The 24,032-nt window shown below is 49.5% G+C and carries 27 protein-coding genes and 1 other annotated feature; of the genes, 14 read left to right on the top strand and 13 right to left on the bottom strand.

Annotated features, from left to right (window positions below):
* Positions 1–152: 152 nt before the first annotated feature.
* The 3 genes from clpB to rluD all read right to left on the bottom strand — a co-directional run bounded on the left by clpB (position 153) and on the right by rluD (position 4,564).
* Positions 153–2,726, bottom strand: a complete 2,574-nt coding sequence (gene clpB / locus PS053_RS08235) for an ATP-dependent chaperone ClpB (RefSeq protein ID WP_002461515.1) — start codon at positions 2,724–2,726, stop codon at positions 153–155.
* A 129-nt stretch (positions 2,727–2,855) separates the two neighbouring features.
* Positions 2,856–3,587: a purine nucleoside phosphorylase YfiH gene (gene yfiH, locus PS053_RS08240; protein WP_256879415.1), complete on the bottom strand. Its 732-nt coding sequence runs from the start codon at positions 3,585–3,587 to the stop codon at positions 2,856–2,858.
* Entirely contained in the window at positions 3,584–4,564 is a 981-nt protein-coding gene (gene rluD, locus PS053_RS08245; RefSeq protein WP_000079117.1) for a 23S rRNA pseudouridine(1911/1915/1917) synthase RluD, read from the bottom strand. Before rluD ends, yfiH begins: the two co-directional genes overlap by 4 nt.
* A gap of 134 nt (positions 4,565–4,698) precedes the next feature.
* On the opposite strand from rluD, the gene bamD reads away from it, so the two are divergent.
* From bamD to pheA, 4 genes are all read left to right on the top strand, one after another.
* Positions 4,699–5,436: an outer membrane protein assembly factor BamD gene (gene bamD / locus PS053_RS08250; RefSeq protein ID WP_000197669.1), complete on the top strand. Its 738-nt coding sequence runs from the start codon at positions 4,699–4,701 to the stop codon at positions 5,434–5,436.
* Between the two features lie 270 nt (positions 5,437–5,706).
* Positions 5,707–6,048, top strand: coding sequence for a ribosome-associated translation inhibitor RaiA (raiA, locus tag PS053_RS08255; RefSeq protein ID WP_000178456.1), 342 nt, complete (start codon positions 5,707–5,709; stop codon positions 6,046–6,048).
* Between the two features lie 102 nt (positions 6,049–6,150).
* Positions 6,151–6,274 (top strand) — a sequence feature (Phe leader region).
* Positions 6,152–6,199: a pheA operon leader peptide PheL gene (gene pheL / locus PS053_RS08260; protein WP_001386991.1), complete on the top strand. Its 48-nt coding sequence runs from the start codon at positions 6,152–6,154 to the stop codon at positions 6,197–6,199. (Overlaps the previous feature by 48 nt.)
* A gap of 22 nt (positions 6,275–6,296) precedes the next feature.
* A complete protein-coding gene (gene pheA / locus PS053_RS08265; protein WP_256879414.1) occupies positions 6,297–7,457 on the top strand; it encodes a bifunctional chorismate mutase/prephenate dehydratase in 1,161 nt (386 codons plus the stop codon).
* Between the two features lie 42 nt (positions 7,458–7,499).
* On the opposite strand, the gene tyrA is transcribed toward pheA, so the two are convergent.
* Both tyrA and aroF read right to left on the bottom strand, forming a co-directional pair.
* Complete coding sequence (gene tyrA, locus PS053_RS08270; protein WP_000225199.1) at positions 7,500–8,621, bottom strand: bifunctional chorismate mutase/prephenate dehydrogenase; 1,122 nt, start codon at positions 8,619–8,621, stop codon at positions 7,500–7,502.
* Positions 8,622–8,631: 10 nt separating this feature from the next.
* Positions 8,632–9,702: a 3-deoxy-7-phosphoheptulonate synthase AroF gene (gene aroF, locus PS053_RS08275; RefSeq protein ID WP_256879413.1), complete on the bottom strand. Its 1,071-nt coding sequence runs from the start codon at positions 9,700–9,702 to the stop codon at positions 8,632–8,634.
* Positions 9,703–9,912: 210 nt separating this feature from the next.
* On the opposite strand from aroF, the gene PS053_RS08280 reads away from it, so the two are divergent.
* The 4 genes from PS053_RS08280 (at position 9,913) to PS053_RS08295 (ending at position 12,650) form a co-directional block, all read left to right on the top strand.
* Positions 9,913–10,278 (top strand): DUF2799 domain-containing protein, encoded by a 366-nt coding sequence (locus tag PS053_RS08280; RefSeq protein WP_010337216.1) that lies wholly within the window; start codon positions 9,913–9,915, stop codon positions 10,276–10,278.
* Positions 10,279–10,417: 139 nt separating this feature from the next.
* Positions 10,418–10,936 carry a regulatory sequestration protein YfiR gene (gene yfiR, locus PS053_RS08285; protein ID WP_001212382.1) on the top strand — a complete coding sequence of 173 codons (519 nt, stop codon included), beginning with the start codon at positions 10,418–10,420 and terminating at the stop codon, positions 10,934–10,936.
* Complete coding sequence (dgcN, locus tag PS053_RS08290; protein ID WP_059238567.1) at positions 10,929–12,152, top strand: diguanylate cyclase DgcN/YfiN; 1,224 nt, start codon at positions 10,929–10,931, stop codon at positions 12,150–12,152. Before yfiR ends, dgcN begins: the two co-directional genes overlap by 8 nt.
* A 15-nt stretch (positions 12,153–12,167) precedes the next feature.
* Entirely contained in the window at positions 12,168–12,650 is a 483-nt protein-coding gene (locus PS053_RS08295; protein ID WP_000595357.1) for an OmpA family protein, read from the top strand.
* A 76-nt stretch (positions 12,651–12,726) separates the two neighbouring features.
* On the opposite strand, the gene rplS is transcribed toward PS053_RS08295, so the two are convergent.
* The 5 genes from rplS to ffh form a co-directional block, all read right to left on the bottom strand.
* Positions 12,727–13,074 carry a 50S ribosomal protein L19 gene (rplS, locus tag PS053_RS08300; RefSeq protein WP_256879412.1) on the bottom strand — a complete coding sequence of 116 codons (348 nt, stop codon included), beginning with the start codon at positions 13,072–13,074 and terminating at the stop codon, positions 12,727–12,729.
* Between the two features lie 42 nt (positions 13,075–13,116).
* Positions 13,117–13,884 (bottom strand): tRNA (guanosine(37)-N1)-methyltransferase TrmD, encoded by a 768-nt coding sequence (trmD, locus tag PS053_RS08305; protein ID WP_256879411.1) that lies wholly within the window; start codon positions 13,882–13,884, stop codon positions 13,117–13,119.
* 30 nt (positions 13,885–13,914) lie between these two features.
* Positions 13,915–14,463: a ribosome maturation factor RimM gene (rimM, locus tag PS053_RS08310; RefSeq protein ID WP_000043332.1), complete on the bottom strand. Its 549-nt coding sequence runs from the start codon at positions 14,461–14,463 to the stop codon at positions 13,915–13,917.
* A gap of 18 nt (positions 14,464–14,481) precedes the next feature.
* Positions 14,482–14,730: a 30S ribosomal protein S16 gene (rpsP, locus tag PS053_RS08315; protein WP_000256450.1), complete on the bottom strand. Its 249-nt coding sequence runs from the start codon at positions 14,728–14,730 to the stop codon at positions 14,482–14,484.
* Positions 14,731–14,978: 248 nt separating this feature from the next.
* On the bottom strand, positions 14,979–16,340 hold the full coding sequence (gene ffh / locus PS053_RS08320) for a signal recognition particle protein (protein ID WP_000460033.1): 1,362 nt from the start codon (positions 16,338–16,340) through the stop codon (positions 14,979–14,981).
* A 166-nt stretch (positions 16,341–16,506) separates the two neighbouring features.
* On the opposite strand from ffh, the gene PS053_RS08325 reads away from it, so the two are divergent.
* Both PS053_RS08325 and PS053_RS08330 read left to right on the top strand, forming a co-directional pair.
* Positions 16,507–17,298: a cytochrome C assembly family protein gene (locus PS053_RS08325; RefSeq protein WP_024165303.1), complete on the top strand. Its 792-nt coding sequence runs from the start codon at positions 16,507–16,509 to the stop codon at positions 17,296–17,298.
* Between the two features lie 19 nt (positions 17,299–17,317).
* Positions 17,318–18,604, top strand: a complete 1,287-nt coding sequence (locus PS053_RS08330; RefSeq protein WP_077629426.1) for an HlyC/CorC family transporter — start codon at positions 17,318–17,320, stop codon at positions 18,602–18,604.
* Positions 18,605–18,657: 53 nt separating this feature from the next.
* On the opposite strand, the gene grpE is transcribed toward PS053_RS08330, so the two are convergent.
* Positions 18,658–19,251 (bottom strand): nucleotide exchange factor GrpE, encoded by a 594-nt coding sequence (grpE, locus tag PS053_RS08335; RefSeq protein ID WP_002461510.1) that lies wholly within the window; start codon positions 19,249–19,251, stop codon positions 18,658–18,660.
* A gap of 121 nt (positions 19,252–19,372) precedes the next feature.
* Between grpE and nadK the strand changes: the two genes are divergently transcribed.
* The 3 genes from nadK to bamE all read left to right on the top strand — a co-directional run bounded on the left by nadK (position 19,373) and on the right by bamE (position 22,491).
* Positions 19,373–20,251, top strand: a complete 879-nt coding sequence (gene nadK, locus PS053_RS08340; protein ID WP_059217788.1) for an NAD(+) kinase — start codon at positions 19,373–19,375, stop codon at positions 20,249–20,251.
* Between the two features lie 85 nt (positions 20,252–20,336).
* A complete protein-coding gene (gene recN / locus PS053_RS08345) occupies positions 20,337–21,998 on the top strand; it encodes a DNA repair protein RecN (protein ID WP_059258948.1) in 1,662 nt (553 codons plus the stop codon).
* Between the two features lie 148 nt (positions 21,999–22,146).
* Entirely contained in the window at positions 22,147–22,491 is a 345-nt protein-coding gene (gene bamE / locus PS053_RS08350; protein ID WP_025238538.1) for an outer membrane protein assembly factor BamE, read from the top strand.
* Positions 22,492–22,536: 45 nt separating this feature from the next.
* Here the strand turns inward: bamE and PS053_RS08355 are convergent, their stop codons facing one another.
* Positions 22,537–22,827 (bottom strand): RnfH family protein, encoded by a 291-nt coding sequence (locus PS053_RS08355; protein ID WP_000014564.1) that lies wholly within the window; start codon positions 22,825–22,827, stop codon positions 22,537–22,539.
* Entirely contained in the window at positions 22,817–23,254 is a 438-nt protein-coding gene (gene ratA, locus PS053_RS08360; protein WP_024164737.1) for a type II toxin-antitoxin system toxin RatA, read from the bottom strand. Before ratA ends, PS053_RS08355 begins: the two co-directional genes overlap by 11 nt.
* Positions 23,255–23,424: 170 nt before the next feature.
* Here ratA and smpB point away from each other — a divergent pair, with 170 nt between their 5' ends.
* Positions 23,425–23,907, top strand: coding sequence for an SsrA-binding protein SmpB (smpB, locus tag PS053_RS08365; RefSeq protein ID WP_000162574.1), 483 nt, complete (start codon positions 23,425–23,427; stop codon positions 23,905–23,907).
* The last annotated feature ends 125 nt before the right edge of the window (positions 23,908–24,032 follow it).

Genomic DNA, 24,032 nt, shown 5'->3' on the forward strand with positions numbered 1-24,032 from the left:
TGGTGGCGCATTATAGGGAGTTATTCCGGCCTGACAAGCGAAAAATATAAAAACTTTATCAATCGCTTACTTTTCAGGCAAAACATCCTGAACATGGTCTTTTCCGTCTAACTTATAGACAAAAACGAGCCCCGAAGGGCTCGTTTTATCATTTACTGGACAGCGACAATCCGGTTTTCATTAACCTCCAGGCGAATGACTTTACCCGGAACCAATTCACCAGACAGTATTTGCTGTGCCAACGGGTTTTCGATCTGCTGCTGGATTGCACGTTTCAGAGGACGCGCGCCATAGACCGGATCATAACCGTTCTCGCTCAACAGTTTCAGCGCCTCGTCAGAAATGTGGATTTCATAACCACGCTCTTCCAGACGTTTGTACAGACGTTTCAACTGAATCTGCGCAATCGAAGCGATATGTTGTTCACCCAACGGATGGAAGACCACCACTTCATCAATACGGTTAATGAATTCCGGGCGGAAGTTGTGACTAACCACTCCCAGCACCAGCTCTTTCATGTGCGCATAATCCAGTTCGCCAAAACGCTCCTGAATCAGATCAGAACCGAGGTTAGAGGTCATAATGACGACCGTATTACGGAAGTCGACCGTTCTCCCCTGCCCATCAGTCAGACGCCCATCATCCAGTACCTGCAACAGAATGTTGAAGACATCCGGGTGCGCTTTTTCCACTTCATCCAGCAGGATGACGGAATACGGACGGCGACGCACCGCTTCAGTCAGGTAGCCACCTTCTTCATAGCCCACATATCCCGGAGGAGCACCAACCAGACGAGACACCGAGTGTTTTTCCATAAACTCGGACATGTCAATACGGATCATCGCCTCGTCGCTATCGAACATAAAGTTCGCCAGCGCCTTACAGAGTTCGGTTTTACCCACCCCCGTTGGGCCGAGGAACAGGAATGAACCAATCGGGCGATTCGGATCAGCAAGCCCTGCGCGGCTACGACGAATGGCGTTAGATACCGCATCAACCGCTTCGTTCTGACCAATAACGCGATGGTGCAGTTCTTGCTCCATACGCAGCAGTTTTTCGCGCTCACTTTCCATCATGCGAGAAACAGGAATACCCGTCCAACGGGCCAGCACTTCAGCGATTTCAGCATCAGTCACTTTATTACGCAACAGACGCATAGTTTTGCCTTCGAGCTGCGTTGCGGCTTCCAGTTGTTTTTCCAGCTCCGGGATTTTGCCGTATTGCAGTTCAGACATCCGAGCCAGATCACCCACACGGCGCGCCTGTTCAATGGCGATTTTCGCCTGCTCCAGTTCTGCTTTAATGGTCTGCGTACCAGAGAGCGACGCTTTCTCTGCTTTCCACTCTTCTTCTAACTCAGAGTACTGGCGCTCTTTGTCACTCAGTTCTTCGTTGAGCATATCCAGGCGTTTTTTACTGGCTTCATCAGACTCTTTCATTAACGCCTGTTGTTCCAGTTTGAGCTGAATAATACGACGATCGAGTCGGTCAAGCTCTTCCGGTTTTGAGTCAATCTGCATACGAATGCTGGATGCCGCCTCATCGATCAGGTCGATAGCTTTATCCGGCAACTGACGGTCAGCAATGTAGCGATGAGACAGCGTAGCTGCCGCAACAATCGCCGGGTCAGTAATTTGTACATGGTGGTGCAGTTCGTAACGTTCTTTCAGACCACGCAGAATCGCGATGGTGTCTTCCACTGTTGGCTCGGCAACAAACACTTTCTGGAAGCGACGTTCTAATGCAGCATCTTTTTCTATGTACTGGCGATATTCGTCCAGCGTCGTGGCACCTACACAGTGCAACTCACCACGAGCCAGTGCCGGTTTCAGCATGTTCCCGGCGTCCATTGCGCCATCGGCTTTACCTGCGCCAACCATGGTATGTAATTCGTCGATAAACAGGATGACATTGCCTTCCTGTTTGGCGAGATCGTTAAGCACGCCTTTTAAACGTTCTTCAAACTCACCGCGATATTTCGCCCCGGCCACCAGCGCCCCCATATCCAGGGCCAGTACGCGGCGACCTTTTAACCCTTCAGGCACTTCGCCATTGATAATACGCTGCGCCAGTCCTTCAACAATCGCAGTTTTACCAACACCAGGTTCCCCAATCAGTACCGGGTTATTTTTAGTACGACGTTGCAGTACCTGAATGGTACGGCGAATTTCTTCATCACGACCAATCACCGGATCGAGTTTGCCCTGTTCGGCACGTTCGGTGAGGTCAATGGTGTATTTTTTCAAAGCCTGACGTTGGTCTTCAGCACCTTGATCGTTCACGCTTTCACCTCCACGCATTTGTTCAATAGCCTGAGTAATGTTGGCGGTGGTCGCTCCTGCTGCTTTCAGGATATCGGCCAGCGTGCCGCGAGACTCAAGTGCTGCCAGAACAAACAGTTCTGACGAGATAAAGTTGTCACCACGTTTTTGCGCCAGCTTGTCGCAAAGATTAAGAACGCGCACCAGATCCTGTGATGGCTGGACATCGCCACCTGTACCTTCAACCTGCGGTAAACGATTTAATGCCTGATTGATATCTGTGCGCAACTGGCCAGCATTGATGCCGGCGGATGTTAATAAAGGACTAACCGATCCCCCTTCCTGATTCAGCAGGGCGCTCATTAAATGAAGTGGTTCGATGAATTGGTTGTCGTGCCCGAGAGCAAGTGATTGGGCATCGGCAAGAGCAAGCTGGAATTTATTAGTAAGACGATCCAGACGCATAACTCCTCCCATAACGGATCAAAGTTGCTACTGGAGATTAAATGAGGTCATCCCTCAATTATTCAAGGTTATTGACCAGATTAATGTGAAAAGAAAATCACGCGTACCGGATCGTCTTGATTCTTTAGGTTATATCAGCCAAATGAAACTTGCCATACGACCCGTGATCTTGTCGCGACGATAAGAGAAGAAAGTCTCATTTTCCGTATATGTACAACGGTCACCGCCAAAAATTTGCTCAACACCAACGCCCGCCAGACGCTGCCGGGCAAGCTGATAAATATCCGCCAGATATTTATCACCACGCTGAATAAAAGCTTCACTCGCGTTGGCATCAACTGTCATAAACGCCTCCCGAACTTCCGGCCCCACTTCAAACGCGCGTGGACCAATTGCCGGCCCTAACCAGGCGAGAATATTTTCGGGTTTATCAGCAAAACAGGAAACCGTCTCTTCCAGTACGCCAGCACACAGTCCACGCCAGCCTGCATGGGCGGCAGCGACTTCCGTTCCCGCTCGATTGCAAAACAGCACTGGCAGGCAATCGGCAGTCATCACGGCGCAAACCGTGCCGGGAGTATTACTATAAGACGCATCTGCCCGTTTGGACGCATAGGTTTCGCCAGTCAGTCTGAGCACGTCTTTGCCATGCACCTGTTCAAGCCAGATCGGTTTTGAAGGCAAATGTCCCGCAGCAAAAAGCCGTTTACGATTCTCCTCAACGTGCTCCAGGTTATCACCACAATGGGCACCGAGGTTAAGCGAGTCGTAAGGCGGCAAGCTCACGCCGCCGATACGGGTAGAGCTACAGGCAGCAACACCTTTTGGCAGCGGGCACTGCGGGACAATCAGCTTATTCATAACCAGTCCACTTCGTCCTTATGTTCTTCAAAATCCGCACGCATCGCCTCAACCAGTTCCACCATATCTTGTGGGATAGGCGCATGCCATTCCATTTCGATGCCGGAGATTGGGTGATAAAGACGCAGCATGGTTGCATGAAGCGCCTGGCGGTCAAACTTACGCAGCGTGGAGATAAACGCTTCCGAAGCACCTTTTGGCGGACGCGGACGGCCACCATAAACCGGATCGCCCACCAGCGGATGAGTGATATGCGCCATATGCACGCGGATCTGGTGCGTACGTCCAGTTTCCAGACGCAACCGCAGACGCGTGTGCACACGGAAATGCTCCATAATGCGATAGTGAGTCACCGCCGGTTTACCCATGGGATGCACCGCCATGTGAGTACGTTTGGTCGGGTGGCGGCTGATTGGTTCATCTACTGTACCGCCAGCGGTCATATGACCAATTGCCACCGCTTCATACTCACGAGTAATTTCACGCCGTTGCAAAGATTCGACTAAACGCGTCTGAGCCGGAACGGTTTTTGCCACAACCATCAGGCCAGTGGTGTCTTTATCCAGACGATGGACAATGCCCGCACGCGGTACATCGACAATGGGCGGATAATAATGAAGCAACGCATTCAGTACCGTGCCATCCGGGTTACCCGCGCCAGGATGCACCACCAGGTCGCGCGGTTTATTAATGACGATGATATCTTCATCTTCATAAACGATATCCAGCGGGATATCCTGCGGTTCAAAACGCGCTTCCTCTTCAATCTCAGCGTTGATGGCCACCTGTTCACCACCCAACACTTTTTCTTTCGGCTTATCACAAACTTTGCCGTTAACCAGCACACGCTGGTCGAGGATCCATTCTTTTATTCGCGAACGTGAATAATCCGGGAACATTTCAGCCAAAGCTTGATCTAAGCGTTGACCGAGTTGGTTTTCGGACACCGTTGCAGTGAGCTGTACTCGTTGTGCCATATATACTGCTTCTTCGTTTATCGTTGGGGTTTTACGGCTTTGCCGTTTAATATAGTGTGCTATTGTAGCTGGTCTTAACCGGGAGCAGGAACAGAGAATCTCCCGTAATACATTTTGAGGAAAGTCAAAACGTCATGACGCGCATGAAATATCTGGTGGCAGCCGCCACATTAAGCCTGTTTTTGGCGGGTTGCTCGGGTTCAAAGGAAGAAGTACCTGATAATCCACCAAATGAAATTTACGCGACTGCGCAACAAAAGCTGCAGGACGGTAACTGGAGACAGGCAATAACGCAACTGGAAGCGTTAGATAATCGCTATCCGTTTGGTCCGTATTCACAGCAGGTGCAGTTGGATCTCATCTACGCCTACTATAAAAACGCCGATCTGCCGTTAGCACAGGCCGCCATCGATCGTTTTATTCGCCTCAACCCGACGCATCCAAATATTGATTATGTCATGTACATGCGTGGCCTGACCAATATGGCGCTGGATGACAGTGCGCTGCAAGGGTTCTTTGGCGTTGACCGTAGCGATCGCGATCCTCAACATGCAAGAGCTGCGTTTAATGACTTTTCCAAACTGGTGCGCGGTTATCCAAATAGCCAGTACACCACTGACGCCACCAAACGTCTGGTGTTCCTGAAAGATCGTCTGGCAAAATATGAATATTCCGTTGCGGAGTACTACACCGAACGTGGCGCATGGGTTGCCGTTGTTAACCGCGTCGAAGGCATGTTACGTGACTACCCTGACACCCAGGCTACGCGTGATGCACTGCCTCTGATGGAAAATGCTTACCGCCAAATGCAGATGAATGCGCAGGCAGAAAAAGTAGCGAAAATTATCGCTGCTAACAGCAGCAACACATAAACAAGCTTTATAAGCGCAAAATGGCAGCCGCTGGGCTGCCATTTTTTATGCAGAAAAGTCAGCAACTGAAGCGATTTAGTCGTGACCGATCCCATCAAATATGGCCTGCTTTGAGATATTCCTCAAGTAAAAAAACACCTCTTCCTGCGATTTCTCACAAAAAAGCTTCGTTGACAAAAAGTGACAAAATTATGAGATTTTCATCACACATTTTGACATCAGGAACGGTATGCTGAATTTACCAAGACGGGAAGACAAGAGGTAAAATTTATGACAATGAACATTACCAGCAAACAAATGGAAATTACTCCGGCCATCCGCCAACATGTCGCAGACCGTCTCGCCAAACTGGAAAAATGGCAAACACATCTGATTAATCCACATATCATTCTGTCTAAGGAGCCACAAGGGTTCGTTGCTGATGCCACTATCAATACACCTAACGGCGTTCTGGTCGCCAGTGGCAAACATGAAGATATGTACACCGCCATTAACGAATTGATCAACAAGCTGGAACGGCAGCTCAATAAACTGCAGCACAAAGGCGAAGCACGTCGTGCCGCAACATCGGTGAAAGACGCCAACTTCGTCGAAGAAGTTGAAGAAGAGTAGTCCTTTATATTGAGTGTATCGCCAACGCGCCTCCGGGCGCGTTTTTTGTTGACAGCGTGAAAACAGTACGGATACTGTACTGAAGCCGCTTAAGGAAACAAACATGAAACATACTCCGTTCTTCTTCGCATTCTTTTTTACCTTCCCCTGAACGGAGGCATTTCGTCGTGTGAAACAGAATGCGAAGACGAACAATAAGGCCTCCCAAACCGGAGGCCTTTTTTATTGATAACAAAAAAGGCAACACTATGACATCGGAAAACCCATTACTGGCGCTGCGTGAAAAAATCAGTGCGCTGGATGAAAAATTACTGACGTTACTGGCAGAGCGACGTGAGTTGGCCGTTGAGGTAGGCAAAGCCAAATTGCTGTCTCATCGCCCGGTACGTGATATCGATCGTGAGCGCGATTTGCTGGAAAGATTAATTACGCTCGGTAAAACGCACCATCTCGATGCCCATTACATTACTCGCCTGTTCCAGCTCATCATCGGAGATTCCGTACTGACCCAGCAGGCACTGCTCCAGCAACATCTCAATAAAATTAATCCACACTCAGCACGTATTGCTTTTCTCGGTCCGAAAGGCTCTTATTCCCATCTTGCGGCACGCCAGTATGCGGCCCGTCACTTTGAGCAATTCATTGAGAGCGGCTGCGCCAAATTTGCCGATATTTTTAACCAGGTCGAAACCGGTCAGGCTGACTATGCGGTAGTGCCGATTGAAAATACCAGCTCCGGGGCGATAAACGACGTTTACGATCTGTTGCAACATACCAGCTTATCAATTGTTGGCGAGATGACGCTGACCATCGACCATTGTCTGCTGGTTTCCGGTACGACTGATTTATCCACCATCAACACGGTCTACAGCCACCCACAGCCATTTCAGCAATGCAGTAAATTCCTTAATCGTTATCCACACTGGAAAATCGAATATACCGAAAGCACATCCGCCGCAATGGAAAAAGTCGCACAGGCAAAATCACCACATGTCGCTGCGCTGGGGAGCGAAGCTGGCGGCACGTTATACGGCTTACAGGTACTGGAGCGAATTGAGGCAAACCAGCGACAAAACTTCACCCGGTTTGTGGTGCTGGCACGTAAAGCCATTAACGTATCTGACCAGGTTCCTGCAAAAACCACACTGTTAATGGCGACGGGGCAACAAGCTGGTGCACTGGTAGAAGCGTTGCTGGTGCTGCGTAACCACAATTTAATTATGACCCGTCTGGAATCACGCCCGATTCACGGTAATCCGTGGGAAGAGATGTTTTATCTGGATATTCAGGCCAATCTCGAATCCGTGGAAATGAAAAAAGCATTGAAAGAGTTAGGGGAAATCACCCGTTCAATGAAGGTATTGGGCTGTTACCCAAGTGAGAACGTAGTGCCTGTTGATCCAACCTGATGAAAAAATGCCGGATGATATAAATCATCCGGTACAGGATTATTACTGGCGGCTGTCGTTCGCCTGACGCAATAATACGCGGCTTTCACTCTGGAAGCGTTGAGCGTAATCGCCGAACCAGTGCTCTACCTTGCGGAAACTGTCGATAAACGCCTGCTTATCCCCCTTCTCCAGCAACTCAATCGCCTCACCAAAACGCTTATAGTAACGTTTGATCAACGCCAGATTACGTTCCGATGACATAATAATATCCGCATAAAGTTGCGGATCCTGAGCAAACAGTCGCCCAACCATCGCTAACTCAAGACGATAAATAGGAGACGAGAGCGCCAGAAGCTGCTCAAGCTGAACATTTTCTTCTGCCAGATGCAGGCCATAGGCAAAAGTAGCAAAGTGGCGCAGTGCCTGGATAAACGCCATATTCTGATCGTGCTCGACAGCACTAATCCGGTGTAACCGCGCGCCCCAAACCTGCATTTGCTCCAGAAACCATTGATACGCTTCCGGCTGGCGACCATCACACCAGACGACAACCTGCTTCGCCAGACTGCCGCTGTCCGGGCCGAACATCGGGTGTAGTCCCAACACCGGACCATCATGCGCCGCCAGCATGGCCTGTAATGGTCCATTTTTCACTGATGCCAGATCGACCAGTATACAATCATGAGGTAGCGGTGGCAGTTTCGCGATAACCTGTTCAGTAACATGAATCGGTACGCTGACAATCACCATTCCAGCATCTGCCACAATCTCTGTTGCCCGCGCCCAATCATGCTGTTCCAGAATCCGCACCTGATAACCAGAGAGAGTCAGCATCTTCTCGAACAAACGCCCCATCTGACCGCCGCCTCCAACAATAACCACCGGACGCAGTGACGGACAAAGCGTTTTAAAACCTTTATCGTTCTCACTGGAATAGGACTCACGCATCACTCGACGCAGAATGTCTTCAATCAAATCCGGCGGCACGCCAAGAGCTTCCGCTTCTGCCCGACGCGAGGCCAGCATGGATGCCTCACGCTCTGGAACATAAATAGGCAGCCCGAAGCGACTTTTCACCTCGCCAACTTCGGCGACCAGTTCAAGGCGCTTCGCTAATAAATTCAACAGCGCTTTATCTACTTCATCAATTTGATCGCGTAACGCGGTCAATTCAGCAACCATAATAAACCTCTTAAACTACACGCGCCGTCAGTTGCCCGTTGAGATCATGATGAATTTCACGCAGCAAGGCATCGGTCATTTCCCAGCTAATGCAGGCATCAGTAACGGATACGCCGTACTCCATTTCACTGCGAGGCTGCTCGGAAGATTGATTCCCCTCGTGGATGTTGCTTTCGATCATGAGACCAATAATAGAACGATTACCATCTTTGATTTGAGCAACCACAGACTCTGCCACCGCAGGCTGACGGCGATAATCTTTATTGGAATTACCGTGGCTGCAATCTACCATCAGCGACAGGCGCAGTCCCGCCTGTTCCATCTCTTTTTCACATTGCGCAACATCCGCAGGGCTATAGTTCGGCGCTTTACCACCGCGCAGGATCACATGCCCATCTGGATTACCCTGCGTTTGCAACAACGCAACCTGCCCAGCCTGGTTAATACCGACAAAACGATGCGGCTGAGCAGCAGCACGCATGGCGTTAATTGCCGTTGCCAGACTGCCATCGGTGCCATTTTTAAAACCAACCGGCATGGACAACCCAGATGCCATTTCACGGTGCGTTTGCGATTCCGTAGTACGGGCGCCAATTGCCGACCAGCTAAACAGATCGCCCAGATATTGCGGGCTATTTGGATCTAACGCTTCCGTCGCCAGCGGCAGCCCCATATTCACCAGTTCAAGCAGCAATTTACGCGCAATTTGCAGCCCGGCTTCTACGTCAAAAGAGCCATCCATATGAGGATCATTGATCAACCCTTTCCAGCCGACAGTGGTACGGGGTTTTTCAAAATAGACGCGCATCACCAGATAGAGGCTATCGCTGACCTCTGCGGCAAGGGCTTTAAATCGACGAGCATATTCCAGAGCCGCTTCAGGATCATGGATGGAGCAAGGTCCACACACCACCAGCAGACGAGGATCGCGCCCGGCGATGATATCTGAAATGGTCTTACGCGATTGGGCAATCCGGGTTTCTTGTTGCAGACTTAATGGGAAAGCAGCCTTTAACTGCTCCGGGGTCATCAGAATCTGTTCGTCGGTAATGTGTACGTTGTTCAGCGCGTCTTTTTGCATGATGGCGATCCTGTTTATGCTCGTTTGCGATAATTGCTCCTCAGCGAGGATGACGTAACGATAACACAAAAAGTAAAGTTTTCAATCCATACTTCGTACACATATCTTTACACAAGCAATTTATTCGCGCTTTTTTACTCTTGTTTGTGTATAAATAAATTTACACCATCTTTGAAAACAATCCGCTATGCTTTGAAAAAGGAGAAAGAAATGATGAAAAAGTTTATCGCCCCCTTGTTGGTTTTACTGGTTAGCGGATGTCAGATTGATCCTTATACTCACGCGCCAACCTTGACTAGCACCGACTGGTATGATGTTGGTATGGAAGATGCAATATCGGGCAGCGCCATAAAAGATGACGATGCATTTAGCGATTCACAGGCGGATCGCGGTCTATACCTTAAAGGATATGCTGAAGGGCAAAGAAAAACTTGCCAACCTGATTTTACCTACGCCAGAGGGCTTTCCGGTAAAAGCTTTCCTGCAAGTTGCGACACAGTGGAAAATGCCAGCCAACTACATGAAGTATGGCAAAAAGGAGCAAACGAAAACGCCAGCACAATGCGTCTGAATTAAATTAAATTTCAAAAAAAATTAACCATGAGATTTAGCTCAAGTAATTTTAATTCTCACCGTAATGACGCTCGCCTAAAAGAATGATATTTTATTAAGTATCTGAAAAAATTTTTCGAGCGAAGATGGTGAGGAATCCTGAATGCGCTTTTCTCACCGAATAATCTTGCTGCTTACCCTCCTCCAGACAGGAGGGTCAGTATTCGCTCAGGAGATTACTGACGTTGCAAAAAATGTACGTTTGATGGTCTCCGGCATCGTCAGCTATACTCGCTGGCCTGGGCTGTCTGGTCAGCCAAGGTTATGTATTTTTTCATCTTCACGTTTTAGCGCGGCTTTGCAAGAGCATAGTGCGACGTCTTTACCCTATCAGCCCGTCATCATTAACACCAAACAAGATGCGTTAAGTTCAAGCTGTAATGGCTTTTATTTCGGCAGTGAATCTCCAACATTTCAAATGGAATTAATCGATCAATATCCATCCAGGGCGTTATTATTAATTGCTGAACAAAACACCGAATGTATTATTGGCAGCGCATTTTGTTTGGTTATCAACAATAACCGTGTCAGATTTGCCGTAAACCTGGATGCTTTATCACGTAGTGGTGTGAAGGTGAACCCGGATGTATTAATGCTCGCACGGAATAAAAAAGATGGATAACGATAATTCTCCTGATAAGAGACCTACGTTTAAAAGAGCATTACGCAACATCAGCATGACCAGCATATTTATCACTATGACGCTGATTTGGCTGCTGCTTTCCGTGACGTCAGTACTGACTCTGAAACAATATGCGCATAAAAACCTGACGCTCACCGCAGCGACAATGACTTACAGTCTGGAAGCTGCTGTCGTTTTTGCCGATGGTCTGGCAGCGACGGAAACGCTGGCGGCCCTGGGTCAGCAAGGCCAATTTTCAACTGCTGAAGTGCGCGATAATCAACAAAATATCATTGCATCCTGGCACTACACCGCACGGGAACCAGGAGATACATTCAGTAATTTTATTAGCCATTGGCTCTTTCCGGCTCCCGTAATTCAACCGATTCGCCACAATGACAAAATCATTGGCGAGGTACAGTTAACTGCTCGCGACAGCTCAATCAGCCATTTCATTTGGTTTTCGCTCGCGGTCCTCACCAGCTGTATCCTGCTGGCATCAGGTATTGCAATCACCCTCACCCGCCATTTGCACAACGGTCTGGTAGAGGCGCTGAAAAACATTACTGATGTTGTTCATGATGTGCGTTCCAACCGCAATTTTTCCAGGAGAGTTTCCGAGGAACGCATCGAAGAGTTTCATCGCTTTGCTCTCGACTTCAATAGCCTGCTGGATGAAATGGAAGAGTGGCAGCTTCGCCTACAGGCTAAAAATGCTCAGCTTTTGCGTACTTCCTTACATGACTCATTAACCGGACTGGCTAACCGTGCAGCATTTCGTAGCAGCATTAATGCGTTGATGAACGATTCCGACACCAGAAAGACCTCGGCTTTGCTGTTTCTTGATGGCGATAATTTCAAATATATCAATGATACCTGGGGTCATGCGACGGGCGATCAGGTATTGATTGCTGTGGCAAAACGGTTAACTGAATTTGCAGGAAAACGTCACCAGGCATACCGCATAGGAGGTGACGAGTTTGCTCTGGTGCTTTATAGCGTGCAGTCTGAATACGACGTTCAACATATCTGTACAGCACTCACACAAACTTTTAATCAACCATTCGATCTTCATAACGGCCATCAAGTTAGCATGTCCTTAAGTATTGGTTACGCGATGACCTGTGAACATGCCTCCGTCGAAAAATTACAAGAGCTGGCCGATTACAATATGTATCAGGCCAAACACCAGCGCGCTGAAAAGCTGGTGAAATAACAAGGAAATATCTGCATGATAAAGCAACTGATAGTCCCTCTGGCGTTCTCTTCTCTGCTACTGACAGGTTGCCAGTCACCACAAGGGAAATTTACTCCCGAGCAAATCGCCGCAATGCAGTCTTATGGTTTTACTGAATCCGCTGGTGACTGGTCTCTTGGCTTATCTGATACCATTCTATTTGCTAAAAATGACTACAAATTGCTCCCGGAAAGTCAGCAGCAGATCCAGACCATGGCCGCAAAACTGAGCTCCACAGGCCTGAAACATGCCCGTATGGATGGGCATACTGACAATTACGGTGAAGACAGTTACAACGAAGCCTTATCGCTGAAGCGAGCTAATGTCGTCGCCGATGCGTGGGCAACAGGCGGACAAATACCTCGCAGTAATCTCACCACTCAGGGTTTAGGGAAAAAATATCCCGTTGCCAGTAACAAGACCGCACAGGGTCGCGCCGAGAACCGCCGCGTCGCTGTGGTGATAAACACACCTTAAACTTAACTACAGCAGATAAAAAAAGGGCCAGCCAATTGGCCAGCCCTTCTTAACAGGATGTCGCCTGAGCGAAATCTTAGTTAAGACGCTCTTTGATACGAGCAGCCTTACCAGTACGCTCACGCAGGTAGTACAGTTTAGCTTTACGAACAGCACCACGACGTTTGACAGTAATGCTGTCAACTACCGGAGAGTGAGTCTGGAAGACACGCTCAACGCCTTCGCCGTTGGAAATTTTACGAACAGTGAATGCAGAGTGCAGACCGCGGTTACGAATAGCGATAACCACGCCCTCGAATGCCTGCAGACGTTTTTTGGAACCTTCAACAACCCATACTTTCACTTCCACGGTATCACCCGTACGGAAGGAAGGTACGTCCTGCTTCATCTGCTCTTGTTCAAGTTGCTTAATAATGTTGCTCATAATTTAATCTCTTATCCTGGGTAAACTGATATTTCGGGGGGCTTACGCCATCCCATCATGTTTATGTTGCTGTTGTGCGTGTTCCTTTTTGAACTCCGCCAGCAACCTTGCTTGCTCTTCAGTCAGAGCCAGGTTTTCCAGAAGTTCAGGTCTTCTAAGCCAGGTACGGCCCAGCGACTGCTTCAAACGCCAGCGACGTATCTCAGCATGGTTGCCCGACAGTAAGACTGACGGAACTTCCATCCCTTCTAACACCTCAGGCCGCGTATAGTGCGGGCAATCCAGCAATCCTTCAGCAAAGGAATCTTCCGTTGCTGAGGCTTCATGTCCCAGAACCCCCGGAATAAACCGGGAAACGGAATCAATCAGCGTCATCGCTGGTAACTCACCACCACTGAGAACGTAATCGCCGATTGACCATTCTTCGTCAATTTCGGTTTGGATCACGCGCTCATCTATACCTTCGTAGCGACCGCACACCAGAATCAATTTTTGATTCGTTGCCAGTTCGCTGACGCCCGCTTGATCAAGCTTGCGCCCCTGCGGTGACAGATAAATCACCTTAGCGCCTTCACCCGCCGCGGTTTTTGCTGCATGGATGGCGTCCCGTAAAGGTTGCACCATCATTAACATCCCCGGCCCGCCGCCGTAAGGACGATCGTCCACGGTACGGTGTCGGTCATGCGTGAAGTCACGAGGACTCCAGCTCTGGATGCTCAGCAGGCCATTTTTTACTGCCCGGCCAGTTACCCCGTAATCGGTAATTGCGCGGAACATTTCAGGAAACAGGCTAATTATGCCAATCCACATAGCGCCGTCTTTTACCGTTTATCCGGTGGTTTAAAAACCAGGATCCCAATCTACTTCGATTAAACGAGTAGCGAGATCGACTTTCTTGATAACCTGCCCATCGAGGAACGGTACGAGACGTTCCTTGATACCAAATGCATCTTTCAGGTTTGCCTTAATGACGAGAACGTCATTAGATCCGGTTTCCATCATGTCGACGACTTTACCGAGATCGTAGCCTTCAGTGGTTACTACCTGGCAGCCCATCAGGTCTTTCCAGTAGTAGTCACCTTCTTCAAGCTGAGGCAGTTGCGAAGAATCCACGACAATTTCACAATTCGTCAGCAGGTTCGCCGCATCACGATCGTCAACGCCTTTCAGCTTGATGATCATGTCCTGATTGTGGTGCTTCCAGCTTTCCAGCTGAACTTGCTGCCACTGACCCGCCTTCTGGATAAACCAGGGCTGATAGTCAAAAATGCTTTCGGCGTCTTCGGTGGAAGAAAACACTCTGAGCCACCCACGAATACCGTAAGACGAACCCATTTTTCCCAAAACGATGGGATCAACAGGTGCTTGCGCGGTGAGTTGTTTGCTCATCATGACCACCGTGACAGATTAAGCTGCTTTGTTTACTTCTTTGATCAGCGCAGCAACGCGATCAGAAATAGTTGCGCCCTGGCCAACCCAGTGAGCGATGCGATCCAGATCCAGGCGAGTGCCTTCTTCTTTTTCGCTAGCGATTGGGTTGAAGAAACCAACGCGCTCAATGAAGCGACCGTTGCGTGCATTACGGCTGTCAGCGACAACAACCTGGTAGAACGGACGCTTTTTAGCGCCGTGACGTGCTAAACGAATAGTTACCATAACATCCTCTTGTGTGAATAAAACAACCGGACCCCATCGAGGAACGGAGTCCGGTGTCATATTAAAAGCCCGAAAATTTTACTCATTTTTGCGGGAATTGCAATCAACAGTTGCCAACTCTGCTGTAAAAGGCCGTCGGCGGTGCAGCCAGTTTGGTGCCGGAGTGAGCACAGTCACCGGAGCGTACACGCAGTACATGAGGATGACGAGCACACTCCGGTGCCGAAATGGCAAACAAGCCAGGACGATTAGCGACCAGGAAATCCCGGCGGCATCATCCCTTTCATACTTCTCATCATCTTCGCCATTCCGCCCTTCTTCATCTTCTTCATCATGCGCTGCATGTCGTCGAACTGTTTCAGAAGACGGTTAACGTCCTGCACCTGCATCCCGCAACCGGCAGCGATACGGCGTTTACGCGAACCTTTGATGATTTCTGGCTTAGCACGCTCTTTCAACGTCATCGAGTTGATGATCGCTTCCATACGCACCAGCACTTTATCGTCCATCTGCGATTTCACATTATCCGGGATCTGCCCCATGCCCGGCAGTTTGCCCATCAAACTGGCCATGCCGCCCATATTTTTCATCTGGCGTAGCTGCTCAAGGAAGTCGTTGAGATCGAAGCCGTCGCCTTTTTTCAGCTTGCTGGCTAATTTCTCTGCCTGCGCACGGTCAACTTTGCTTTCAATATCTTCGATCAGCGACAGCACGTCACCCATGCCGAGAATACGGGAAGCGATACGATCCGGGTGGAACGGCTCCAGCGCCTCAGTTTTCTCACCAACGCCAAGGAACTTGATCGGTTTGCCAGTGATGTGACGAATAGAGAGCGCCGCACCGCCGCGAGCATCGCCGTCCACTTTGGTCAACACGACACCGGTAAGCGGTAACGCTTCATTGAATGCTTTTGCCGTATTGGCCGCATCCTGACCAGTCATGGCGTCGACCACAAACAAGGTTTCAACCGGGTTGATCGACGCATGGACCTGTTTGATCTCATCCATCATCGCTTCGTCAACGTGCAGACGACCGGCAGTATCCACCAGCAGCACATCGTAGAATTTCAGCTTCGCTTCTTTCAGCGCCGCGTTAACGATATCTACCGGCTTCTGACCAACATCGGAAGGGAAGAAATCGACGCCAACCTGCTCTGCCAGCGTCTCAAGCTGTTTGATTGCCGCCGGGCGATAAACGTCGGCAGAAACCACCAGCACTTTCTTCTTGTGCTTCTCGCGCAGGAACTTACCGAGTTTACCCACGCTGGTGGTTTTACCGGCACCTTGCAGGCCCGCCATCAGCACGACCGCTGGCGGTTGCGCAGCCAGATTCAGGGTCTGGTTCTCTTCGCCCATCGCCGCAACCAGCTCGTTACGGACGATTTTGACGAACTCCTGCCCCGGCGTCAGGCTCTTGTTAACTTCATGACCAACCGCTTTCTCTTTTACGCGATTGATAAACTCACGCACTACCGGCAGGGCGACGTCCGCCTCCAGCAGCGCCATGCGCACTTCGCGCAGCGTATCTTTAACGTTGTCTTCAGTGAGGCGTCCACGGCCACTGATATTGCGCAGCGTGCGCGACAAACGATCGGTTAAATTATCAAACATTGTCTCTCGCCTGGGGTGGAAACGGTTGGCCGCAATCGCGACACATCATCTGTATTTTGCCGCAGTATAACATGAAGGCGTCTTTGTTGTTATGCAACGGTTGGAGCAGCGTTCACCTGACGCTATACTGCTTTTCTTTCTCATTGCTCAAACTGTCGACATCACTATGCCCGTTTTTGCTCTGCTCGCGCTTGTCGCCTACTCCGTCAGCCTCGCGCTGATTGTTCCCGGACTGCTGCAAAAAAACGGCGGCTGGCGGCGAATGGCTATTATTTCTGCGGTCATCGCGCTGGTCTGCCACGCAATCGCTCTGGAAGCCCGCATCCTGCCCGACGGTGATAGCGGACAAAACCTCAGCCTGCTGAACGTTGGTTCGCTGGTCAGTTTGATGATCTGTACGGTAATGACCATCGTGGCTTCTCGCAATCGTGGCTGGTTGCTGCTCCCCATTGTCTATGCCTTTGCGCTCATCAACCTGGCGCTGGCGACTTTCATGCCCAATGAATACATCACCCATCTGGAAGCAACACCAGGGATGCTGGTGCACATTGGCTTGTCGCTCTTTTCCTATGCCACGTTGATTATCGCCGCCTTGTATGCCCTACAACTGGCATGGATTGATTACCAATTGAAGAACAAGAAGCTGGCGTTTAGTCAGGAAATGCCGCCGCTAATGAGTATCGAGCGCAAAATGTTCCACATCACGCAGATTGGCGTGGTGCTATTGACGCTCACACTTTGTACCGGCCTGTTCTATATGCATAACTTATTTAGCATGGAAAATATCGACAAGGCCGTGCTCTCTATCGTGGCATGGTTTGTCTATATTGTGCTGTTGTGGGGGCATTATCATGAAGGATGGCGAGGACGCCGCGTCGTCTGGTTTAACGTCGCTGGCGCAGTCATTCTGACTCTGGCTTACTTCGGCAGCCGAATTGTTCAGCAGTTAATCAGCTAAACCAGAAAAGGAGTTTCCCCTGGAACATATCTCTACTACCACGTTGATCATTATTCTGATCATAATGGTGGTCATTTCAGCCTATTTCTCCGGCTCAGAAACCGGAATGATGACACTCAACCGCTATCGTTTGCGGCACATGGCGAAGCAGGGTAATCGCTCGGCAAAACGAGTCGAAAAGTTACTGCGCAAGCCAGACCGCCTGATAAGTCTGGTGTTAATCGGCAATAACCTGGTCAATATCCTCGCTTCCGCTCTCGGCACCATTGTTGGGATGCGTTTGTACGGTGATGCGGGCGTAGCAATTGCGACCGGCGTGCTGACCTTTGTGGTGCTGGTTTTTGCTGAAGTCTTGCCGAAGACCATTGCCGCGCTGTATCCAGAAAAAGTCGCCTATCCGAGTAGTTTTTTACTGGCGCCGCTACAAGTCCTGATGATGCCGCTGGTCTGGTTGCTCAACGCGATTACCCGAATGTTGATGCGCATGATGGGCATTAAAACCGATATCGTGGTCAGCGGCTCTTTGAGTAAAGAAGAGTTGCGCACCATTGTGCACGAATCGCGGTCGCAAATTTCCCGTCGCAACCAGGATATGCTGCTATCAGTGCTCGATCTGGAAAAAATGACCGTTGATGACATCATGGTGCCGCGCAGTGAAATTATCGGTATTGATATCAACGATGACTGGAAATCGATTCTCCGTCAGCTCTCCCACTCTCCTCACGGGCGCATCGTGCTGTACCGTGACTCGCTGGATGACGCCATCAGCATGCTGCGTGTACGTGAAGCCTGGCGGTTAATGTCGGAGAAAAAAGAGTTCACCAAAGAAACCATGCTACGCGCCGCGGATGAAATCTATTTTGTGCCGGAAGGTACGCCGCTCAGCACGCAGCTGGTCAAATTTCAGCGCAATAAAAAGAAAGTTGGTCTGGTCGTCAACGAGTACGGAGACATTCAGGGGCTGGTGACGGTCGAAGATATTCTGGAAGAGATTGTCGGAGATTTCACCACGTCGATGTCGCCAACACTTGCCGAAGAGGTCACGCCACAAAACGACGGTTCGGTGATTATCGATGGTACCGCCAACGTGCGGGAAATTAACAAAGCCTTTAACTGGCATCTGCCGGAAGATGATGCCCGCACGATCAATGGCGTCATTCTGGAAGCTCTGGAAGAAATTCCTGTTGCAGGCACTCGTGTGCGTATTGGCGAGTACGATATCGATATTCTCGACGTACAGGACAATATGATTAAGCAGGTAAAAGTTTTTCCTGTGAAACCGCTGCGCGAAAGTGTGGCGGAGTAACGAAAACGGCCCGGCATTCACATGCAGGGCCGTGATTTATTACGAAACAAAAATTAATCTTTTGCTTTCGCTACAGTAACCATCGCCGCGCGAATCGTACGACCGTTCAGCGTATAACCCTTCTGCATAATGCCCAGTACGTTACCTGGCTCAACGTCATCAGATTCCACCATCGCGATAGCCTGATGCACATTCGGGTCCAGTGGTACGTTAGTTTCAGAGATAACTTCAACACCAAACTTACGCACTACATCCAGCATCGATTTCAACGTCAGCTCAATGCCTTCAACCATCGCAGACATATCCGGGTTGGCTTTATCAGCCACTTCCAGCGCACGATCCAGGCTATCAATCACCGGCAGCAATTCGTTGATGAATTTCTCCAGCGCAAATTTGTGGGCTTTTTCAATATCCAGCTCAGTACGACGACGCAGGTTTTCCATTTCCGCTTTTACGCGCAAAATACCGTCACGCTCACGGGCCTGGGCTTCAGCCAGCTGAGCTTCGAGATTCGCAATTTTTTCATCGCGCGGATCCACCTGCTCAGCAGAAGCGTCTGGCTCAACTGCCTCAATCTCTTCGTGCTGATCCATGATAATTTCTTCCGGGGCTTGCCCCTCAGGCGTTTTCTGTTCTTTACTACTCATGAATTTCTCCGCGTTTTTTTCGCATTCATCTCGCTAACTTCGCTTATTATGGGGATCAGTTTCAGGGTTTCAAGGGAAGCACTCACATTGTCATCAATCTTCGCAACAAGGACCTCGGAAAATGAATAATCATTTCAAGTGTATTGGCATTGTGGGACACCCACGGCACCCCACTGCACTGACAACACATGAAATGCTCTACCGCTGGCTGTGCACAAAAGGTTACGAAGTTATCGTTGAGCAGCAAATCGCTCACGAATTACAACTAAAGAATGTGAAAACCGGTACGCTTGCAGAGATTGGTCAAACGGCAGACCTCGCGGTGGTGGTCGGAGGCGACGGCAATATGCTGGGAGCAGCGCGCACGCTCGCTCGCTACGACATTAAAGTCATTGGCATAAACCGTGGCAATCTGGGTTTCCTGACCGACCTCGATCCCGACAACGCTCTGCAACAATTAGCCGATGTGCTGGAAGGTCACTACATCAGCGAAAAACGTTTTCTGCTGGAGGCGCAAGTCTGCCAGCAAGATTGCCAGAAGCGCATCAGCACGGCGATTAACGAAGTGGTGCTTCACCCCGGAAAAGTAGCGCATATGATTGAGTTCGAAGTTTATATCGACGAGATCTTTGCATTTTCTCAGCGTTCCGATGGACTGATTATTTCGACGCCTACAGGTTCTACCGCCTATTCCCTCTCGGCGGGCGGGCCGATTCTGACACCCTCACTGGATGCAATTACTCTGGTGCCCATGTTTCCACATACGCTGTCGGCACGACCATTGGTCATTAACAGCAACAGCGCAATTCGTCTGCGCTTTTCGCATCGCCGTAACGACCTGGAGATCAGCTGTGACAGTCAGATAGCGCTACCGATTCAGGAAGGTGAAGATGTCCTGATTCGTCGCTGTGATTACCATCTGAATCTGATTCATCCTAAAGATTACAGCTATTTCAATACATTAAGCACCAAGCTCGGCTGGTCAAAAAAATTATTCTAATTTTACGCCAGCCTCTTTACTGTATATAAAACCAGTTTATACTGTTCATATTAACAGTAATGGTTTTTCATACAGGAAAACAACTATGTTGGCACAACTGACCATCAGCAACTTTGCTATCGTTCGTGAGCTTGAGATTGATTTTCACAGCGGTATGACCGTAATAACCGGCGAGACCGGCGCGGGTAAATCTATTGCAATAGATGCTCTCGGTCTTTGTCTCGGTGGTCGCGCTGAAGCCGACATGGTGCGTACCGGCGCTGCTCGCGCTGACCTGTGCGCCCGTTTTTCGCTAAAAGATACGCCAGCGGCACTGCGCTGGCTGGAAGAAAACCAACTGGAAGATGGTCACGAATGCCTGCTGCGTCGAGTTATCAGTAGCGATGGTCGCTCTCGTGGTTTCATCAACGGTACGGCCGTTCCACTATCGCAGCTGCGCGAACTGGGTCAGTTACTCATTCAGATCCATGGTCAGCACGCTCATCAATTACTCACCAAATCCGAGCACCAAAAATTCCTGCTTGATGGCTACGCCAATGAAACGTCTCTGCTCCAGGAAATGCTTGCACGTTATCAATTGTGGCATCAAAGCTGCCGCGACCTGGCGCATCATCAACAGTTAAGTCAGGAACGCGCAGCCCGAGCGGAACTGCTGCAATATCAGTTAAAAGAACTGAACGAATTTAATCCACAGCCCGGAGAGTTTGAGCAAATCGACGAAGAGTACAAACGCCTGGCGAACAGCGGTCAATTGTTGACTACCAGCCAGAATGCATTGGCATTAATGGCCGACGGTGACGACGCAAACCTACAAAGCCAGCTTTACACGGCTAAACAACTGGTGAGCGAATTGATTGGCATGGACAGCAAACTGTCTGGCGTACTTGATATGCTGGAAGAAGCTACCATCCAGATTGCTGAAGCCAGTGACGAATTGCGCCATTATTGCGACCGACTGGATCTCGATCCCAACCGTTTGTTTGAGCTTGAACAACGTATCTCAAAGCAGATTTCGCTGGCACGTAAACACCATGTTAGCCCGGAAGCATTGCCACAATATTACCAATCTCTGCTCGAGGAACAGCGGCAACTTGACGATCAGGCTGACTCACAAGAAACGCTCGCGCTGGCGGTAACGAAACACCATCAGCAGGCGCTAGAAACGGCACGCGCATTACACCAACAACGCCAACATTATGCAGCTGAGCTGGCACACCTGATCACCGACAGTATGCATGCGCTTTCCATGCCGCATGGGCAGTTTACAATTGATGTAAAATTTGACGAGCACCACCTGGGGGCTGACGGAGCTGATCGCATTGAGTTTCGGGTAACTACCAACCCGGGTCAGCCAATGCAGCCAATTGCTAAAGTCGCTTCTGGCGGTGAATTGTCGCGTATTGCACTGGCGATTCAGGTCATTACCGCGCGTAAAATGGAAACCCCGGCGCTGATTTTCGATGAAGTGGATGTGGGTATTAGCGGTCCGACAGCGGCCGTCGTCGGCAAACTGCTACGTCAGCTTGGCGAATCAACCCAGGTGATGTGTGTTACCCATTTGCCGCAAGTCGCAGGATGCGGTCATCAACACTATTTTGTCTGCAAAGAAACCGATGGTGCGATGACAGAAACTCATATGCAATCGCTGGACAAAAAGGCGCGTCTGCAGGAACTGGCGCGCCTACTTGGCGGTAGTGAAGTCACTCGCAACACACTGGCGAACGCGAAAGAACTACTTGCAGCGTAAACTTTTTTACTGCTTCACGGTCAGAGTAGACAGCAAAACGCCGTAAGACCAGAAAGCAAAAGGTTTTAAAGTGATGAAAGGTCTATTATCATCGGCATATTACAGATGAGCCACGTACTGCTCGGGCCCGAAAAGGAATCAAATCACTATGCGCTGTAAAACGCTGACTGCTGCAGCAGCAGTACTATTGATGTTGACTGCAGGCTGTTCCACTCTGGAGCGAGTGGTTTACCGTCCTGACATCAACCAGGGGAACTATCTGACTGCTAACGACGTATCCAAAATACGCGTTGGCATGACGCAACAACAAGTTGCGTATGCATTGGGTACACCGCTAATGTCCGATCCATTTGGCACTAATACCTGGTTCTATGTGTTTCGCCAACAACCAGGTCATGAAGGCGTAACGCAGCAAACGCTGACGTTAACCTTTAATAGCAGCGGCGTATTAACCAATATTGATAACAAACCTGCTCTAAGCGGCAACAAATAAAATAGCTGTAAAAAGGTGCTCATTGAGCGCCTTTTTTTCTGTCTGCTATTTATTCGCCGATTTCTCTGCTCGTTGCCTGCGCAGCTCTTTCGGATCGGCAATGAGGGGACGATAAATCTCCACCCGATCGCCATCATGCACAATATCGCTGAGTTTCGCCGGACGGCTGTAAATGCCGACTTTGTTTTTAGTTAAATCGATATCCGTACGCAGTTCTAACAAACCGCTGGCGCGAATCGCCTCTTCAACTGTCGCACCTTCCTGCAACTTTACACGTTGCAGGTATTGCCTCTCTGGTAATGCGTAAGCCACCTCAACAGCAATTTTACCGGACACTGTAAACCTCTTTTGCACGAGCAGTGAAAGCCTGCACCATATTAGAGGCCAGGTCTTTAAAGACACGACCAAAAGCGAGCTCAATCAACTTATTAGTAAACTCAAAGTCAAGATGAAACTCAATGCGGCACGCTTCTTGATTCAGTGGAGTAAACTTCCAACCACCAATCAATTTCTTGAACGGCCCATCAACCAGATTCATTAGAATACTTTGGTTATTTATTAGCTGGTTACGGGTAGTAAACGTCTTGCTAATCCCAGCTTTAGAGACATCAACAGCAGCGGTCATCTGCCCAGGTGTGTACTCCAGAATCCGACTTCCGGTGCAACCAGGCAAAAACTGAGGATAAGACTGAACGTCATTCACTAACTGATACATCTGCTCCGCGCTGTAGGGCACCAGTGCGGTCCGGCTAATCTGAGGCATAACAATTTCCATCAACAAAAATCCAACAAATAATATCATTTATCTTGCTGTAAAAAAAACGCTATCCCGGCGCTGGGTAACATCGGGTTCATGCTAATATAGAGCCTTGTCCCCCGCAGGATTAATATGGGGTGTTTTCGATTTCAGATTACCGATGATTCACGACGCTTATGACGAAGAAAAAAGCACATAAACCTGGTTCAGCGACCATAGCGCTCAACAAGCGCGCCCGTCACGAATATTTTATTGAAGAAGAGTTTGAAGCGGGGCTTGCCTTGCAAGGCTGGGAAGTTAAATCCCTGCGCGCAGGAAAAGCCAATATTAGCGACAGCTATGTCCTTCTGCGCGACGGTGAAGCATTCCTGTTTGGCGCTAACATTACGCCAATGGCTGTGGCTTCCACACATGTAGTGTGCGATCCAACTCGTACCCGCAAATTACTTCTCAACCAGCGTGAACTGGATTCTCTCTATGGTCGCGTAAACCGCGAAGGCTATACCGTAGTGGCGCTCTCCTTGTACTGGAAAAATGCCTGGTGCAAAGTAAAAATTGGCGTCGCCAAAGGTAAGAAACAACACGATAAACGTTCTGATATCAAAGAGCGCGAATGGCAGGTGGATAAAGCGCGTATCATGAAGAACGCCCATCGTTAAATCTACATAAGTGGCACTAATCAAATTCTCACCGCGCCTCCCTATCCGGTGGCGCGAATGAGCATCTTGTCGACTATCAAATCTGACACAGATGTAGCCATCCCATTGCTTAATCGAAGAAAAAT

Origin of the sequence: Escherichia albertii (assembly GCF_028622335.1) — a bacterium.
GTDB classification, from domain to species: Bacteria; Pseudomonadota; Gammaproteobacteria; order Enterobacterales; family Enterobacteriaceae; genus Escherichia; species Escherichia albertii.